The following is a 14,752-nucleotide window of genomic DNA, read 5'->3' on the forward strand; positions in this document are numbered from 1 at the left end:
CGGCGCCTGGCTGGGGCTTGGTGCCGTTGGTGGTCACGGAGAAGAGCCCCGTGCCCTTGCCCGCGGAGTTGAAGATGTTGTCGAACACCATGGTCGTCACCTCTGGTCGTCGTGGCGGCGGCGCCGCGCGGTCAGGGCTGCTTGTGCAGCGTCTGCTGGCTGACGGCGAGGGTCTCGCCGTCGAGCATGGTGTGGTGGACCTCCAGGGCGGAGACGACCTCGGCCAGGCCCTTCATGCGGAAGCCGCCGGGTGCCAGGTCGATGTCGCCGATGTCGCGGGCCACCAGATGGTCGAGGCCGGGGTAGGTCTTGCTCTGCGGGGGAGACAGGACCGCCACGGGCACGGGGTACTGCACCGCGATCAGACCGGAGAAGGTCACCGGGATCTCGTAGGTGTACTGCTTGCGGGTGCGCCGCTGCGTCACCATGGTCTGTACGCGGGAGTTCGGCGGGACCTTCCCGGAGATCTGCGACTTCGACGCCCAGCTGGTGGTCAGGGAGCCGCCGACGGTGGCCGCGATGCCCAGGGCGAGCTGGGCGTTGAGCGAGGCGTTGCCGGTGGCGCTGCCCGAGGTGGTGAACCCCACCGAGTTTGTCATCCCGTTCGACGAGGAGTTCGTCGCGGAGCTGCTCGCGGACGTCTCGCTGGTGTTGGCGTTGTCGACCCCGACGCTGTCCTTGCTGTTCTTGTTGGTGACCGTGTTGGAGTTCCTGTTCGCCGTCCCGTTCTGGCACGACGCCTGGAGCTGGGACTGGAGGTCGAGGCGGAGCTGGTTCTGCAGCTGCAGCTGCAGCGACGCGCCGACACTGCCGCCGAACGTGAGCTTCGCGTCTCCGTGGAGCGACCACGTGACCCCGTTCGACACGGTGAAGTCGACCGAGTCGGTGAAGGTCATCTCGGCCTGGCTGCGGTTGACGTAGGTGCGCGAGGAGAACGTGTCGGGCGGAGGCTGGCCGATGTCGCCGCGCACCTCGATCAGCGGCTCGCCGAGGTTCATGTAGGCGAGCCAGCCGAGCTGGAAGGCACTGCCGGGGAACGAGCCGAAGCTCGACTTGTTCACGGAGAAGCCGATGGGTTTGTGCTTCACGCCGGAGGGATCGACGTAGACCAGATTGGGATGGCCCAGGATGGACTGCCAAGTCTGTTCGATGTCGAGTTCGCGGAGGTTCTTCTTCGTCAGGGGCTGACGCTTGGCCTGCACCAGGCTGTACGCGTTGGAAGGCATCTACCCGTCCTCTGATCATTCCGGATGTATCGTGCTCGATGGAAAACAAACAAAACTCGCGCACGTTCCGGCAGGCGAAATTAGCATGGGGTGGAAATCGCCGGGAATATGCACCTGTACATCACACTCAATCGAGTGATCAGGGTTCGAAGTTATCCTGTTCAATTCGGCGGGTTAGGCCCTGAAGTGCCTCGCTTCACTCGATCGATGACTTTCCGTAGCCGCTGCCCGTGGGTAGTGTGACCTCGATCGTTGTCGAGGACCGAGTTCTCGATTCGCCCATCCACATGCTTTCGGGCGTCCATGTGTCCGGAGCATTGTTCTCCCCATCCAGTACAGGTGAGGATTCCGCGATGTACACGCAGGAACGCACGATGATGTCCAATTTGGTGGTCGGCGGCCCGGTGGCGGTGAACAGTTATGACAATGCGACCGTGGCGGCACTCGTCGAGAATCGGCCGGTCATGCTGGTACACGCTTTCAACGGCGGCTACCTGCGGCCGGTCGAATTGAAGGAGACGAGCCACGACAAGGGGGTCAAGCTGGCCACCTCGCTCGACCCGGCCGTAAAGGAGGCGCAGGGCCACCTCTGGTACATCACCCCGGCCGGCTTCTTCGGGCAGCGGCCGCTGTACGTCATCGAGAGCGCCGCAGGCCAGGTGTCGCCCAAGCCGGCCGGTGCGGCCGACGCCGACGCCGGGCGCGGCGACGACGGTGCGCCCAAGCCACAGCGCCGGCGCATCACCGTCCACCAGGACGCCCCCAAGAGCACCGCCGACACCGTTCAGGTCGGTCTGCCCGACAAAGTGGGCGACTTGTGGCGCGGCAAGAACGGCACCCCCGAGGACACCCAGCTCTGGGTCGTCACGGTGACGCCATGGGGCGGGATCACCTTCGTGCCGATCACCCACCCGGACACCATCCTCGGCTTCAAGGACCACGCGGTGGCGGCCGACAGCGAAGTGCGCCTCACCTACAACTGGGGCGGGGACTTCACCGGAACGGTCATCAACACCTTCTACCCGCGGCTGCCCAGCGAGTGGAACGTCCCCTACCACCACGTCTTCACGTGAGCCGCGGCCGTCGTCGCGCCGCATTCGACCCGAGTCCCCGCCCGCGCCGCTTGGAAGAGGCACCACGATGCCCGTGCCCACGGAAGAACTGAAGCTCCAGATCATCAACGACGCCACGGGGAAGGCCCTCACTGTCGACACCACACGCGCGGACGGAGCCCTCGTGGCCCGCGCGTTTCCCGACGGCGGCCCGAACCCCGACCAATGGCAGCTCGTCCCCGTACCGGCTCAAGGCAGCGAGGACGACCAGTCGTACGTCATCCGCGCTGTGGCCGGCGGCAAGGTACTTGAAAAACCCACGGCCGCCGACCGTGGCGTGCGCCAGGGGAACGCCGCCGCCGGCAAGAAGACCCAGCAGTGGCGCGTGGTCCCCGTCGAGGGCGGACCAGGCCTCTACTGCATCGAGAACGCGACCGACGACACCGTGCTCGACCTCGCCGGCTCCGGCGAGGAGAACGTCAACGTCGCCCTGCGCGAGTACGACGACAACGCGGAGAGCCAGCGCTGGCGGTTCGTGACGGCCGAGCCCGAGCGCACCAGTGACCCCGCCCTGCGCTGGTCTGCGCTGAGCCACTGGAACGGCCGCCAGTCCTGGCGGCTGACCCGCTCGACGTCGCTGCGTCCGGCACCCGGGGCGACGCCCTCCTTCAGTGACCTGCTGCTGGTCCTCCGGGGGTTCGGCAGCGACCAGGACGCCGGGGGCTGGAAGAACGAAGGGGCGCACCACCCGGGCGGGGGACAACCAGGATGGTGGGCCGGGCTCGGCGCGCGGTTCCTGGCCGACACCGAGGGAGCGGGGCGAGCGGACATCGTGGGGCTGAAACCCGCGAAGGGCGCTGTGAAGGCGTCCAGCCGGGGTGACGGCACGTTCGACGATGAGCGCCTCCTGCACCAGGCGGTGCCGTCCGCGAGCCCCTCGGACCTGTGGACCCTTGCGGACACGAGGGGCGCGGGCACGCCCGACGTCGTCGTGCTGGCCGCAGACGGGGTCCGGGTGTCCACGGTGGACGAGAAGGGGACGTTCACACCCGCGGGCGGCAAACCGGTCCTCAAGGCGTTCGGTCACGGTGACGGGGCGGGCGGGTGGCTCGCCGACCGGCATCCTCGTTTCCTGGTCGACACCACAGGCGACGGCAGGCTCGACCTCGTCGGTTGCCACGACGACGGCGTCTGGATCTCGCTCCAGGACGAGGACGGGAGGTTCGCCCCGCTTCCGGACGAACCGGTCCTTCGGGCGTTCGGCCACGGTGAGAAGGCGGGCGGCTGGCTGGTCGACCGGCACCCCCGCTTCCTGGCCGACACCACGGAGGACGGACGCACCGACATCGTGGGGTGTCACGGCGACGGCGTGTGGGTGTCACTCCAGGACGAGGACGGCACGTTCGCCGAGCCGCTCTACGTCCTCGACGACTTCGGGACCGACCAGGGGTGGGAATCGGCTGAGGAGCACCCCCGGTTCCTGATGCGCACCATCGCCGATGGAGCGGTGGACATCATCGGGTTCGGCCCGCAGGGCGTCGTTGTCGCACGCGGACGCGGCGACGGCACATTCGAACCCCCGCAACTCGTCCTGAACGACTTCGGGCACGCCCAGGGGTGGACAGGCGGCAAACACATCCGGTTCCTCGCCGACGTCACCGGCGACGGCCACCCGGACATCGTCGGCTTCGGCGACGAAGGGGTCTGGGTGGCGCACAACCGCGGCGACGGCCTGTTCGACCAGGCCCAGTTGGTGTGCCGTGGCTTCGGGTACAACGACGACTCGGGCGCCTGGCGGGTCGATCGCCACCCCCGGTTCCTCGCCGACATCACAGGCGACGGGCGCGTCGACATCGTCGGGTTCGGCGGCCCGGGCGTGTACGTGGCCCGCAACCTCTTCCGCCGGTTCAGGACCCGATAACCCTTCGAGATCCTCACGGCGCCGCGCGAGCGGAACATCGCGCGGCGCCGCACGGCTCACCGCCCGCGGAGCATGAGAGGGGCGGCGGGCCGTGAGCCGGCGAGGTGACGACCACACCGGCGCCGCCGCCGTGGGTGCTGGTCGGGGTGAACTCCCCCCTTGAAAAGCGTCACTTGGCGGCGTCGCCGCATTCTCCAGCACGTCTCGGACTGCTGAGCGCAGACCGGGACGACTCCCCGGGTGAGCCCTGACCGGTGTCTTTGCTGCTCAGCGCGGTTAGGTGTTGTTTTGGTCCTAGCGTTCCGTGGCGGTCGCTGGCTGTGGCCGAGGGGTCTGGCGTTGAGTCGACGCTGTTTTCTGATGGCATGTCAGGTGCGCAGCGGTGGACTGCAGAGGCGCCGAGGGAAGAGGCCACTCGCCCGTGAGGTAGCCACGGTTCTGGCCGCGTCGCCCGCCCATGCGAGGGCAGGGCGCCGGGAGGACGCGGTGCCGCTCTCCGGAACGGCCTGGTGCCGTCACGTGCTGGATGGGCGGAGCACGTCCCCATGCGGTGCGCACAGCCGGGGGTCACGTCGTGAGGTGGGTTTTCGGTCCTCGGCGGCGACTGCGTCAGTCGGTCCAATAGGCGCCAACGGGATCACGGTGACCCCGAGGCCGGTGGCGGTTGCCCGCCGGTCACCCGTGCCGCCACAGCGGGGTCCTGGCCAAGAGCGCCATCTCGACGTCGAGACGGTCCTCGGCCAACGGACGGCCGAGCAGTTCCTCGGCTTTGCGGATGCGGTAATGCACGGTGTGCTTGTGCAGGTGTAGCCGCGTCGCCGCTTGCGTTGTAGTTGCCCTCTGACTTCTCCGTGAGCAACGCGGCGACCGCGATGTCTCGAAGGTGACGACCCTGAGAGAATCGTTCCGTCCCGTCTGGGCAACTGCCTTGGCGCGCAGAGCCTCACGGAGCGAGCCGCGAAACCCGTCGATGCCAGGTGCCTGGCTGCCGAGCGCGACCCGCACTCCGGTACCGAGACCGGCCACGCCCTCACGCAGCGTATCGAGGTCGAGGTGACGGGGGACGAATTATCGGGACCGCGCCCCATCCGCCTGCCGCCCTAGCCGCCGGCAACCCCGATTTCGTGGGCGGGAAATCGCCGGCGCGAAGGACATCCGGCAGATGCTGCTCGGACCTGGCCCGACGCCGCACCCGTACGACACCGGCGTGCCGGGGCATTTCATCTGCTCGGCGGCGACACCACCCGGTCCCGCCGCCCACGGCATATGCGGCGCCCACACTGCCGCGAGGGCGTTGAAACACCTCGGTGGGCGGAACAGAAAGGTACAGGTCACCGGCAATATCAAGGACTTCCATGGGTGACGGCCTACAGGAACATGTAGTAAAGCCGCGCTGCGGTGTGAGGGTGGCGCGTACGGTCGTAGTGAAACTCAATCGCTTCCATTTCCCAGGATGAATCAGTGCAAATGGAGCAGCGAACAAGGCAAGGGGATGACTATGGGTAAGCTGACATTGCGCATGGCGTCGGCGGCCACCTCTGTAATGATTGCCGGAGGTGTTTTGTTTGCCGCGGGCGGCTCTGCTTCAGCGGCTGTCGCGCCGGTCGGCGGACGCGGTTCTCATGTGATCACGGCAGAGCACGCCGATGAAAGCGGCCTCAGTCGTCGGCACATCACCCGATGTGAGGACCCGTATAGCCTCGACAGTCGCTACTACCCCTGGGTGTACAACCAGTTGGTGCAGTTCCGTGGTGATGTACCAGCCCTCTGCCACGGCTGAGGCTGGCGAAAGAAGAACTCGATTCAAGGAGTAGTTGTCATGCCGGTTGTCATCGTTGCCCATCTGATTGCGAAGCCCGGACAAGAGGGGCTCGTCGAGAAGGTGTTTCGGGAGGCGGTGCCGGAAGTGCACGCCGAGCGCGGCTGCTCCCGTTATTCCCTGCACAAGAAGAAGGGGTCGGATGGTCACTTCGTCATGGTGGAGAAGTGGGATTCCGAGCAGGACCTCCAGGCGCACCGCGAGGGAGCCGTGATGGCCAGGGTCGGAAAGGCCCTTGGCAGCGCCTTGGACGGCCCCCCGGACGTGGTCGTCCTCGAAGCGCTCCCGGCCGGAGAACCGGGCAAGGGCGCTCTCTGACCAACGCATAGCGATGGGGCGAGAAACTGACGATTTCTCGCCCCATCGGCGTGTATGCGTCAGCTTGCTCAAGGCTGTCCCGTAACTGATCTGTGCCACGCAGCTACGCGCCACGGTTGTGTCCTTCTCGTGGCCTCTTCGCTTTGATCGCCTGGTGTCCGATCCGGACCAGGTTTCGGCGGGGACGGGTCGACATCTCGACGGCATGGGGATCCACCTTAGAAAAGGGCGGCGGGGCACCCTTGGTAGGGTGCGCCGATGTCAACGATCAAGCAGTTCCAAGTGACTTTCGACTGCGCGGAACCTGCGCGCCTCGCCGCCTTCTGGTGTGAGGTACTGGGGTACGTCGTACCGACGGTCCCGGAGGGCTTCGCCACGTGGGAGGAGTACCACCGCTCGCTGCCGCCCGAGGAGGAGGCGATCTACTTCGCGTGCACTGATCCCTCGGGTGTGGGTCCGCGCCTGCTCTTCCAGCGAGTTCCCGAAGGCAAGGTCGTCAAGAACCGGCTGCATCTCGATGTGCGGGCCGGTATCGGGCTCGTGGGTGAGGAGCGCCTTGCCACACTTGAGGCCGAATGCACACGACTGGTCGCGCTCGGTGCGGTACATGTGCGAACGATGCGTGCCGACGGCGAGAACGAGTCCTGCATTGCGATGCAGGACCTTGAGGGCAACGAGTTCTGCCTCGACTGAGCCCCTCCGAGACTGCGAGGCGCAGAGCCGTCTCCGGTGGGCCTCTCAGATCCCGCATGCGGCGCGGTCATCCCGTGAGAGCGAGGTTGTGTGGGCGGGCGACGCCGCGCATTGCATGGCGCACGCCGTCGCCTCTCAGGCGGCAGTCGCACAGGATCTTCCAGAACCCCGCCGCCCCGACGAGGTCGAAGCGTCCGGGAGTGCGCACCGGCGACTCCGGTACGCAACGCCGGACGAGAAGGAGTGCGACGGCCGCGAACCCGGCAGATGCCAGGTACAGCACCTGCCAGTCGGCGTGTTCGGTCACGAACGCACCCGCAGGCAGGCCGAGCGCCCCACCGATGCCCTGGGAGGCACTCACCAGCGCCATGGCCGAACCGCGAGCAGCAGAGCGGTGACCACCTAGGACGCGTTGGAGGTCGTGGTGTGCAGCAGCCGGGGCAGGTCACCGACGAGCGGCAGCACCAGAGTCTGCACCAGAGCGACGATGCTGCCCGCGAAGACGAGCACCGCGACAACGGGCGCCCGGTGCGCGAGCTCGCGCCGGAGGGCTGGGGCAGGGGAGAGGACACGCTTGTCACCTGTGGGTTCACAACATGTCGGTCGAGACGCGAACGCATGGAGGACCCGTCGGCGCGCGAGACGGCTGAGGCCGCCCGCGCGCCGACGGGCCCGGTTGTCATGGAGTGGTGCTCACACCACCGGAGTGGTCGTCGCCGGTGACGAGCGACAAGCCGTTGCCCCGTTCGGCGCGGCGCAGTTGCGGCACAGGCAGGGCGGCGTCGATGAACGCGTCGCGCGGGTGGGCCATCTCGGGGAGCCCGACGGTCTCGCGGCGCAGGAACACGGCAAGGATCCAGTCGAGGAAGACGCGGACCTTGCGGTTGACGGTGGGCATCATCGCGCCGTGGTAGAGGCGGTGGAACCACCAGGCCGGCAGGCCCTTGAGCTTGATCTTGCCGAACATGATGGCGACGCCTTTGTGCAGGCCGATGCTGGCGACCGCGCCGAGGTTGGCGTGCTTGTACTCCTTCTGTCGGCGGCCGCGCAGTCGGGCGACGATGTTGTCGCCGAGTACCTTGGCCTGGCGGTAGGCATGCTGGGCGTTGGGCGGGCACCAGGCGCCGTCGCCGACGGCGAGGTCGGGTACCTGGGCGTTGTCGCCGGCGGACCAGACGTAGTCGAAGCCCTGGACCTGGAGCGTGGCAGCGGTGTCGATGTGCCCGCGGGGGCCGAGCGGTAGCCCGAAGCCGGTGAGGAGCGGGCTGGGCTTGACGCCGGCCGTCCAGACGATGGTGGAAGCGGGAGTCTCGACCCCGTTCTTGAGCAGCACCTGCTGGTCGGTGCAGGACTCCATCGAGGTGTTCAGGTACACCTCGACGCCGCGCTCTTCGAGCTTCTTCTTCGTCCATACACCGAGGTCGGGGCCCATCTCGGGCAGGATGCGGTTCGCGGCCTCGACGAGGATGAAGCGCATGTCCTCACGGCCGATGTTGCGGTAGTTCTTCGCCGCGTCGCGGCACATGTCCTCGATCTCACCGACGGCTTCGACACCGGCGAAGCCGCCGCCGACGAAAACGAAGGTGAGGGCCTTGCGGCGCGCCTCGGGGTCGGTGGTCGAGTCGGCCTTGTCGAGCTGCCACAGCACGTGGTTGCGCAAGGAGACGGCTTCTTCGACGGTCTTCAGGCCGATGCCGTGCTGGGCGAGGCCGGGAATGGGGAAGGTCCGGGAGACGGAGCCGGTGGCGACGACGAGATGGTCGAAGCCGAGTTCGTACTCGTCGCCGGCCGGAGGGACGATCGTCGCCGTCTTTCGGGTGTGGTCGACGGCGACCACGTGTCCGGTGACGACCTCGGCCTTCTTGAGGGTGGTCCGCAGCGGGGCGACGAGGTTGCGGTCGGCGACGTTGCCTCCGGCGGCCTCCGGCAGGAACGGCAGGTAGGTCATGTAGGAGCGAGGGTCGACCACGGTGACCGTGGCCTCGTCGCCGCGGAGCTTCTTCAGCACGCGCAGCGCGGTGTACAGGCCGGCGTAGCCACCGCCGACGATCAGAATGCGGGGCGGCTGGGCCGCGTGAGCGGGGGACATGGCGATTCCTTTCGGGGAGTGCGCGGCGGACGTCGTCGCGTCTGGGATGTGCTGGACGCCGATGCGGCGGCGGAACACCCAGTAGGTGAAGGCTTGGTAGGACATGACCAACGGGGTGACGATGAGGGCGACCCAGGTCATGATCGTGAGCGTGTAGTGGCCGGACGCCGCGTTGGTCACGGTCAGGCTCCACGCGGGGTCGAGCGTGGAGGGCATCACGTCCGGGAAGAGGGACAGGAACAGCGAGGAGAAGACGGCGACGACAGCGGTGCCGGACAGCCCGAACGCCCAGCCCTCCCGGACACGCCCGTTCAGCAGGAGCGCCGCTGCCAGCGCGACACCCGCGATTACTACGGCGGCCAGGCTGCGGCCCCTGCCGTACTCGGCCTGGGTCCAGATCAGGAACGGCGCGCTCAGGGCCAGCGTGAGGAGGCCCAGCACGCGGGCCTGGCTCCGGGCCCGTACCCGCACGTCGCCGAGCGTCTTCAGAGTGGCGAACACCGCGCCGTGGAAGGTGAACAGTGCCAGCGTGACGATGCCGCCGAGCAGGGCGTAGCCGCCCACGAGGTCGCCCAGGTCCCCGGCGTAGTTGTGGTCCGCGCCGATGGGGACGCCGCGGACGATGTCGGCGAAGATGACGCCCCACAGGAAGGCGGGGATCAAGGAGCACCAGAAGATGGTGTGCTCCCAGTTGCGCTGCCAGCGCTCCTCACTGCGCTTGTGGCGGTACTCGAAGGCGACGCCGCGGAGGATGAGGCAGCCGAGGATGAGCAGGAACGGCAGGTAGAAGCCGCTGAGCAGGGTGGCGTACCAGTCGGGGAAGGCGGCGAAGGTGCCGCCGACCGCGGACAGCAGCCAGACCTCGTTGCCGTCCCATACAGGTCCGATGGTGTTGATCAGGACCCGCCGCTCGGCGCGGTTCCTGGCGAGGGCCTTGGTGAGGACGCCGATGCCGAAGTCGAAGCCCTCCAGGAAGAAGTAGCCGATCCACAGGAAGGCGATCAGTACGAACCAGAGGTCGTGAAGGTGCATGACCGGATGTCTCCTTTCCGGGTATCAGTACGCGAACGACAGGGGCTTGTCGGCGTCCGTGTCCTCGCCGGAGCCGGTGCCGCGCGGTCCCCGCAATCGCGGGTCCCTCACGGGCTGCTCCTCGGTGATGTCGGGGCCGGCCTGCGCGTACTTGGCCATGAGCCGGACCTCGACGACAGCGAGGACCGCGTACAGGAGGGTGAACACGCTCATGGACGTGATCACCTGGGCGTCGCTGACGCCGGGGGAGACGGCGTCAGCGGTTCGCATCAGGCCGTTGACGACCCAGGGCTGACGGCCCATCTCGGTGAAGATCCAGCCGAAGGAGTTGGCGATCAGCGGGAAGCCCATGGTGAGGACGCCGATCCGCCAGAACCATTTGGTCAGGGTGGGCTGCAGCTCGCGTTCGGCGGTGAGCATCAGGCGAGGCACCTCGTCCGCCTTGGTGCGGAACTGCGGTGCCACCAGTCGGCGTTGGCGGGTGAGCCACAGGCCGGCCAGTCCGAACGCGAAGGACGCCATGCCGAACGTGATCATCAGACGGAAGGCCCAGAAGGTCATGAAGACGTTGGGCAGGTAGTCGCCGGGGGACCCGCCGTAGAGCTTCGCCTCGTGTTCGGCGATGTCGTTGATGCCCGGCACGGCCTCGTGGAAGTTGTGGTGGGCGAGGAAGGACAGCAGGCCGGGGATCTCCACCTCGACACTGTTGCGGCCCTGGTCGACGTCGCCTACGGCGAAGGCGGAGAACGGTGCCGGGCTCTGGGTGTCCCACAGTGCTTCGGCAGAAGCCATCTTCATCGGCTGCTGTTCGAACATGACCTGGCCCATCCGGTCGCCGCTCAGTGCGGTACCGAGGCCCGCGATCACCGCGATGACCAGACCGGTCCGCAGCGACATGCGCAGTGCCGAGATCTGCTTGGACCGCTTCTCGCTCGGCTGTTCGCCCGCGGTTTCGGCCCGCTTGGCCCGCCACAGATGGAAGCAGGAGATGCCGACCATGAAGGCCGCGCCGGTCAGGAAGGCCGCGGTGAGGACGTGGGCGAACCCGACGAGCGTGGTCTCCTGGGTGAGGGCGAGCCAGACGTCGGTGAGCCGCGCCTTGCCCGTTTTCTCGTCGATCGTGTAGCCGACGGGGTGCTGCATCCAGGAGTTGGCCGCCAGGATGAAGTAACCGGAGAGGATCGTGCCGAGGGAGACCATCCAGATACAGGCGCAGTGGAGCTTCTTCGGCAGCTTGTCCCAGCCGAAGATCCACAGCCCGATGAAGGTCGACTCGAAGAAGAAGGCGATCAGCGCCTCCATGGCGAGCGGGGCACCGAAGACGTCACCGACGAAGCGGGAGTAGTCCGACCAGTTCATGCCGAACTGGAACTCCTGCACGATGCCCGTGACCACGCCCATCGCGATGTTGATCAGGAAGAGCTTCCCCCAGAACTTGGTGGCGTGGAAGTACTTCTCCTTGCTCGTACGCACCCACGCGGTCTCCAGGCCCGCCGTGATCGCCGCGAGGCTGATGGTGAGCGGGACGAAGAGGAAGTGGTAGACGGTGGTGATTCCGAACTGCCAGCGTGCGAGCGTTTCCGGTGCCATGGCCAGGTTCATCGGGCACTCCTCACGCTCATGAATGCGCTCTTGTGAATGTGAACACATTCACAAGTCAGGGCCGAGAGAACGCCCTGTTGCTGGAAGATGAAACGGGGCGTCATCGGTCCTCCCGCTCTGCGGCTGCCAGCTCCTCGGCGACGGCCTCGAAGAGTTCCGCGCCGGGGTGGGAAAGCAGCACCGCAGCTTCCGGCTCAGGCCGGGCATCCGGCTCGTCCGCCTCGGACTCGGGTCCGAGGACGCCCTTGCGCCGCGTCTCGGTGCGGGCGGCCAACAGGGTCAGGAGGACTCCGGCAGCCAGCCACAGCCACAGGGAGAGCAGGTGCGAGCCGAGGTCGTGGTGGTCGAAGTAGAGGATGCTGCGCGCGCCTTCGACGAATGCGGCGCCGTTCCAGAAGGAGTGCAGCGCTCCGAAGAAGTTGTTCTGCATCTCCGGGCTCATGAGACCGCCTGCGCTGGTCAGGTTCAGCATGACGAACAGGCCCATCAGCACCAGCGGGGTGAGCTGCTTGAGGAAGGTCTGCAGCCCGAGACCGACGGCGAAGACACCGACGCAGTAGAGCAGGCTCATGGCCCAGACGGAGCCGTAGGAGTGGTCGACGACATCGAAGACGGGGCCGGCGAGCAGGATGCCGACACCACTGACGGCAAGGCAGGCCCCGAGCCCCATGATCGCGCGGGCCCGCATGCCGAGCACCTTCTCCAGGGGTGCCAGGACGAGCACGCAGCAGTAGGACGCGACGCTGAGGGTGATCAGCAGGAAGAACAGGCCACCACCATTGGGGTCCTGCGGCGCGGGCGGCGCGACGTCGGTGACCCTCAGGGGCACGCCCTGCTTGTCGGTGACCATCCGGAAGACGGACTGCGCCGCGTTCGCGTTCGAATTGGAACCGGCCCGGGCCACCAGGAGTTCGGGGTGCTTCGGGGTCGGCACGTAGGCGCCGACGAGGTCGCGGTCCAGCAGGTGCTCACGGGCCTGTCGCCGGGTGGGCACCGTGGTGACGTCCAGGCCGTTGCCGGCCTTGTCCTTGATGGTCTGCGCCAGAACCTTGGTCTTGGGCGAGGAGCCCACGACCGCCACCTTCATGTCATGGGGCTGCGGGTTGTGAAACGCGCCGAGGTAGCTCAGCCCCAGGCCCAGACACACCAGGACCGGGCCGATCATCAGGGCGACGAGCCGGACGACGGTGGAGCGCCGACCGGGGGAGGCGTGGTGTATTCGTGCGGGTGCGGGGTGGACGGCGGTCGGAGTGGTCATGAAGGCCGGCTCCTTTTATGTGGATGCGGGCGCGCGGCACTGGCGGGGTGACACGGCGCGGGAGGATTTGGCGCGGGCCGCCCCCAGGAACCACCGTGCCCGGCTCCGTTTCGCGGGGTCGGGCACGGTGGTGACCTGTGGGCGGCCGGCCCGGTCAGCCCGTCAGGGGTTCTGCACGGACGAGTGGACTGTCGGAGACCGACGGTCAGGCGGTGGTCAGCCACTCCGGGCGCTGGGAGCCGCGCGGGACGAGGATCTGACGGTAGGCGCCGGGGGTGTCGGACATGCGCACCTGGTCGGTGATGCCCTGATAGTGGCCGAGGGGGGTCTCGGCGGTGAACAGCTCCGGGTCCGGGTAGGCGTGCAGCTCGCCCGTCCCCGCGATCTGCTTCGCGTACTCCTGGTCGAAGATGCCCATGGACAGGATCCACAGGGCGACGCGGGACAGCGAGACGTGGACGCGGTAGCTGCCACCGTCCTTGGCGCGGCGGCGCAGGGCCTCGGCGATGCCGGCCGTCATGAACCACGACACGAGGTAGTCGTTGACGACGGTGATGGGCGGCAGCGCCGGCTGGTCGCCGTCGCCCTCCAGGTGCAGCAGGCCGGTGAGGGCGCCCGCGGTCTGGTCGAAGCCGAGGAAGTCCTTCCACGGGCCGGTCTTGCCGTTCAGGGACACGGTCGCGTAGATCGCGCCGGGGCGGCGGGCGATGACCTCTTCCTCGGACAGTCCGACGCGGTTCAGGAAGCCGGGGCGCCGGTTGGCGTAGAAGACGTCGGCCTCGGACTGGAGCTTGTGGATGAGGGCGAGGCCCTCCTTGGTGTACGGGCTCACCGTGGCCGAACGCACGCCCACGCTGGTGGTGTTGTACGTGACGTCGTGCTCGAGCTCGTAGGGCCGCCACAGGTTCAGCACGTCGGCGCCGTGCAGTGCCATGGCGCGTCCCGCCCCGGCACCGGCGATGATGTGACCCATGCCCAGCGCCTTCACGCCGTCGAACGGGGCGACGGGGTTGGCGGGGAGCGGCTCGGGGTCGCTGTCCCCGATGCGGGTGATCTCCACCAGCGGCAGCTTGGAGAGCACCTGCTTGTACTGCTCCTCCTGCAGGATCTCCTGAGGAGTGCGCACCATCGGCATGACACAGCCGGCCTCCGCACCGGCCTGCTCCAGCTCCCGGGCGTTCCACTTCGAGATCGCGGCCGCGACGTGCTCGGGGACGTCACCGACGCCGAGCAGGCGCTGGGCGGCGACCTTGATGTTGGGGTAGATGTTGAACGGCATCATCCAACGCTCGTCCGCGGTGCGGTAGAAGTTGTTGGCGTACGCCATGTTGATGATGGACGGGGTGCCGCTGGTGTAGCCGTTGAGGAGCTCCCACTTGCCCTCGTAGAAGGGGCACAGGCGGTGCGGGCCCTTGCGCAGGTCCATGTGGATGTCCTGGCCGCGTCCGGTGCGGTCCTTCCACAGGGCCGCGACGGCCGCGGACTTGGCGACCAGCGAGATGCCGGAGGCCGCGCCGAGGCGCAGGGTGCTGGGGACGACCGGGTCGGCGCCCTCGAAGGTGATGTGGCCGCCGGTGTCGCCGGGCTGCAGGCCGATACCCGCGAGGACCTCGTTCGTCTCGGCGTGCACGTCGAACGCGTCGTCCGTGGCCGGGTTGGCGATCGCCTTCTGGATCTTGCCGGTGAGGGACTTGTCAGGGAGGGACATGATCTCTTCGTTTCTCACGTGTGGTGCGGTGGGG

11 protein-coding genes and 3 pseudogenes are annotated in these 14,752 nt (G+C 67.6%); 5 read left to right on the forward strand and 9 right to left on the reverse strand.

What is annotated here, in order from left to right:
- Nucleotides 1-131 precede the first annotated feature (131 nt).
- Nucleotides 132-1,226, reverse strand: a complete 1,095-nt coding sequence (locus CCN33_RS14280) for a hypothetical protein (protein WP_086694010.1) — start codon at nt 1,224-1,226, stop codon at nt 132-134.
- A 353-nt stretch (nt 1,227-1,579) separates the two neighbouring features.
- Between CCN33_RS14280 and CCN33_RS14285 the strand changes: the two genes are divergently transcribed.
- Both CCN33_RS14285 and CCN33_RS14290 read left to right on the forward strand, forming a co-directional pair.
- Nucleotides 1,580-2,299, forward strand: coding sequence for a hypothetical protein (locus tag CCN33_RS14285; protein WP_086694011.1), 720 nt, complete (start codon nt 1,580-1,582; stop codon nt 2,297-2,299).
- A gap of 67 nt (nt 2,300-2,366) precedes the next feature.
- Nucleotides 2,367-4,199, forward strand: a complete 1,833-nt coding sequence (locus CCN33_RS14290; protein WP_086694012.1) for an RICIN domain-containing protein — start codon at nt 2,367-2,369, stop codon at nt 4,197-4,199.
- Nucleotides 4,200-4,874: 675 nt separating this feature from the next.
- Here CCN33_RS14290 and CCN33_RS33775 read toward each other — a convergent pair.
- Nucleotides 4,875-4,988, reverse strand: coding sequence for a helix-turn-helix domain-containing protein (locus CCN33_RS33775; RefSeq protein ID WP_244173804.1), 114 nt, complete (start codon nt 4,986-4,988; stop codon nt 4,875-4,877).
- Between the two features lie 664 nt (nt 4,989-5,652).
- Here CCN33_RS33775 and CCN33_RS31600 point away from each other — a divergent pair.
- The 3 genes from CCN33_RS31600 (at nt 5,653) to CCN33_RS14310 (ending at nt 7,029) form a co-directional block, all read left to right on the forward strand.
- Nucleotides 5,653-5,979 carry a hypothetical protein gene (locus tag CCN33_RS31600; protein ID WP_140394546.1) on the forward strand — a complete coding sequence of 109 codons (327 nt, stop codon included), beginning with the start codon at nt 5,653-5,655 and terminating at the stop codon, nt 5,977-5,979.
- Between the two features lie 39 nt (nt 5,980-6,018).
- Entirely contained in the window at nt 6,019-6,336 is a 318-nt protein-coding gene (locus tag CCN33_RS14305; RefSeq protein ID WP_086694014.1) for a putative quinol monooxygenase, read from the forward strand.
- Between the two features lie 258 nt (nt 6,337-6,594).
- Entirely contained in the window at nt 6,595-7,029 is a 435-nt protein-coding gene (locus CCN33_RS14310; RefSeq protein ID WP_086694015.1) for a VOC family protein, read from the forward strand.
- 67 nt (nt 7,030-7,096) lie between these two features.
- Here CCN33_RS14310 and CCN33_RS32035 read toward each other — a convergent pair.
- From CCN33_RS32035 to CCN33_RS14340, 7 genes and pseudogenes are all read right to left on the reverse strand, one after another.
- Nucleotides 7,097-7,192, reverse strand: a pseudogene (locus CCN33_RS32035) (IS5/IS1182 family transposase); the annotation flags it as partial.
- A gap of 93 nt (nt 7,193-7,285) precedes the next feature.
- Nucleotides 7,286-7,399: pseudogene (locus CCN33_RS32970) on the reverse strand (hypothetical protein); the annotation flags it as partial.
- A 309-nt stretch (nt 7,400-7,708) separates the two neighbouring features.
- Nucleotides 7,709-9,118, reverse strand: coding sequence for an NAD(P)/FAD-dependent oxidoreductase (locus CCN33_RS32040; RefSeq protein WP_167387854.1), 1,410 nt, complete (start codon nt 9,116-9,118; stop codon nt 7,709-7,711).
- A gap of 84 nt (nt 9,119-9,202) precedes the next feature.
- Nucleotides 9,203-10,150: pseudogene (gene cydB, locus CCN33_RS32045) on the reverse strand (cytochrome d ubiquinol oxidase subunit II); the annotation flags it as partial.
- Nucleotides 10,151-10,174: 24 nt separating this feature from the next.
- The gene (locus CCN33_RS14330) at nt 10,175-11,752 is read right to left on the reverse strand and encodes a cytochrome ubiquinol oxidase subunit I (protein WP_086694016.1); all 1,578 of its coding nucleotides are present in this window, start codon (nt 11,750-11,752) and stop codon (nt 10,175-10,177) included.
- Between the two features lie 100 nt (nt 11,753-11,852).
- Nucleotides 11,853-13,010 carry a hypothetical protein gene (locus CCN33_RS14335; protein WP_244173805.1) on the reverse strand — a complete coding sequence of 386 codons (1,158 nt, stop codon included), beginning with the start codon at nt 13,008-13,010 and terminating at the stop codon, nt 11,853-11,855.
- Between the two features lie 205 nt (nt 13,011-13,215).
- Nucleotides 13,216-14,718, reverse strand: a complete 1,503-nt coding sequence (locus CCN33_RS14340; RefSeq protein WP_086694017.1) for a CoA transferase — start codon at nt 14,716-14,718, stop codon at nt 13,216-13,218.
- Nucleotides 14,719-14,752 lie beyond the last annotated feature (34 nt).

The sequence above is a fragment of the Streptomyces recifensis genome (genome assembly GCF_002154615.1).
GTDB lineage: Bacteria > Actinomycetota > Actinomycetes > Streptomycetales > Streptomycetaceae > Streptomyces > Streptomyces griseoluteus.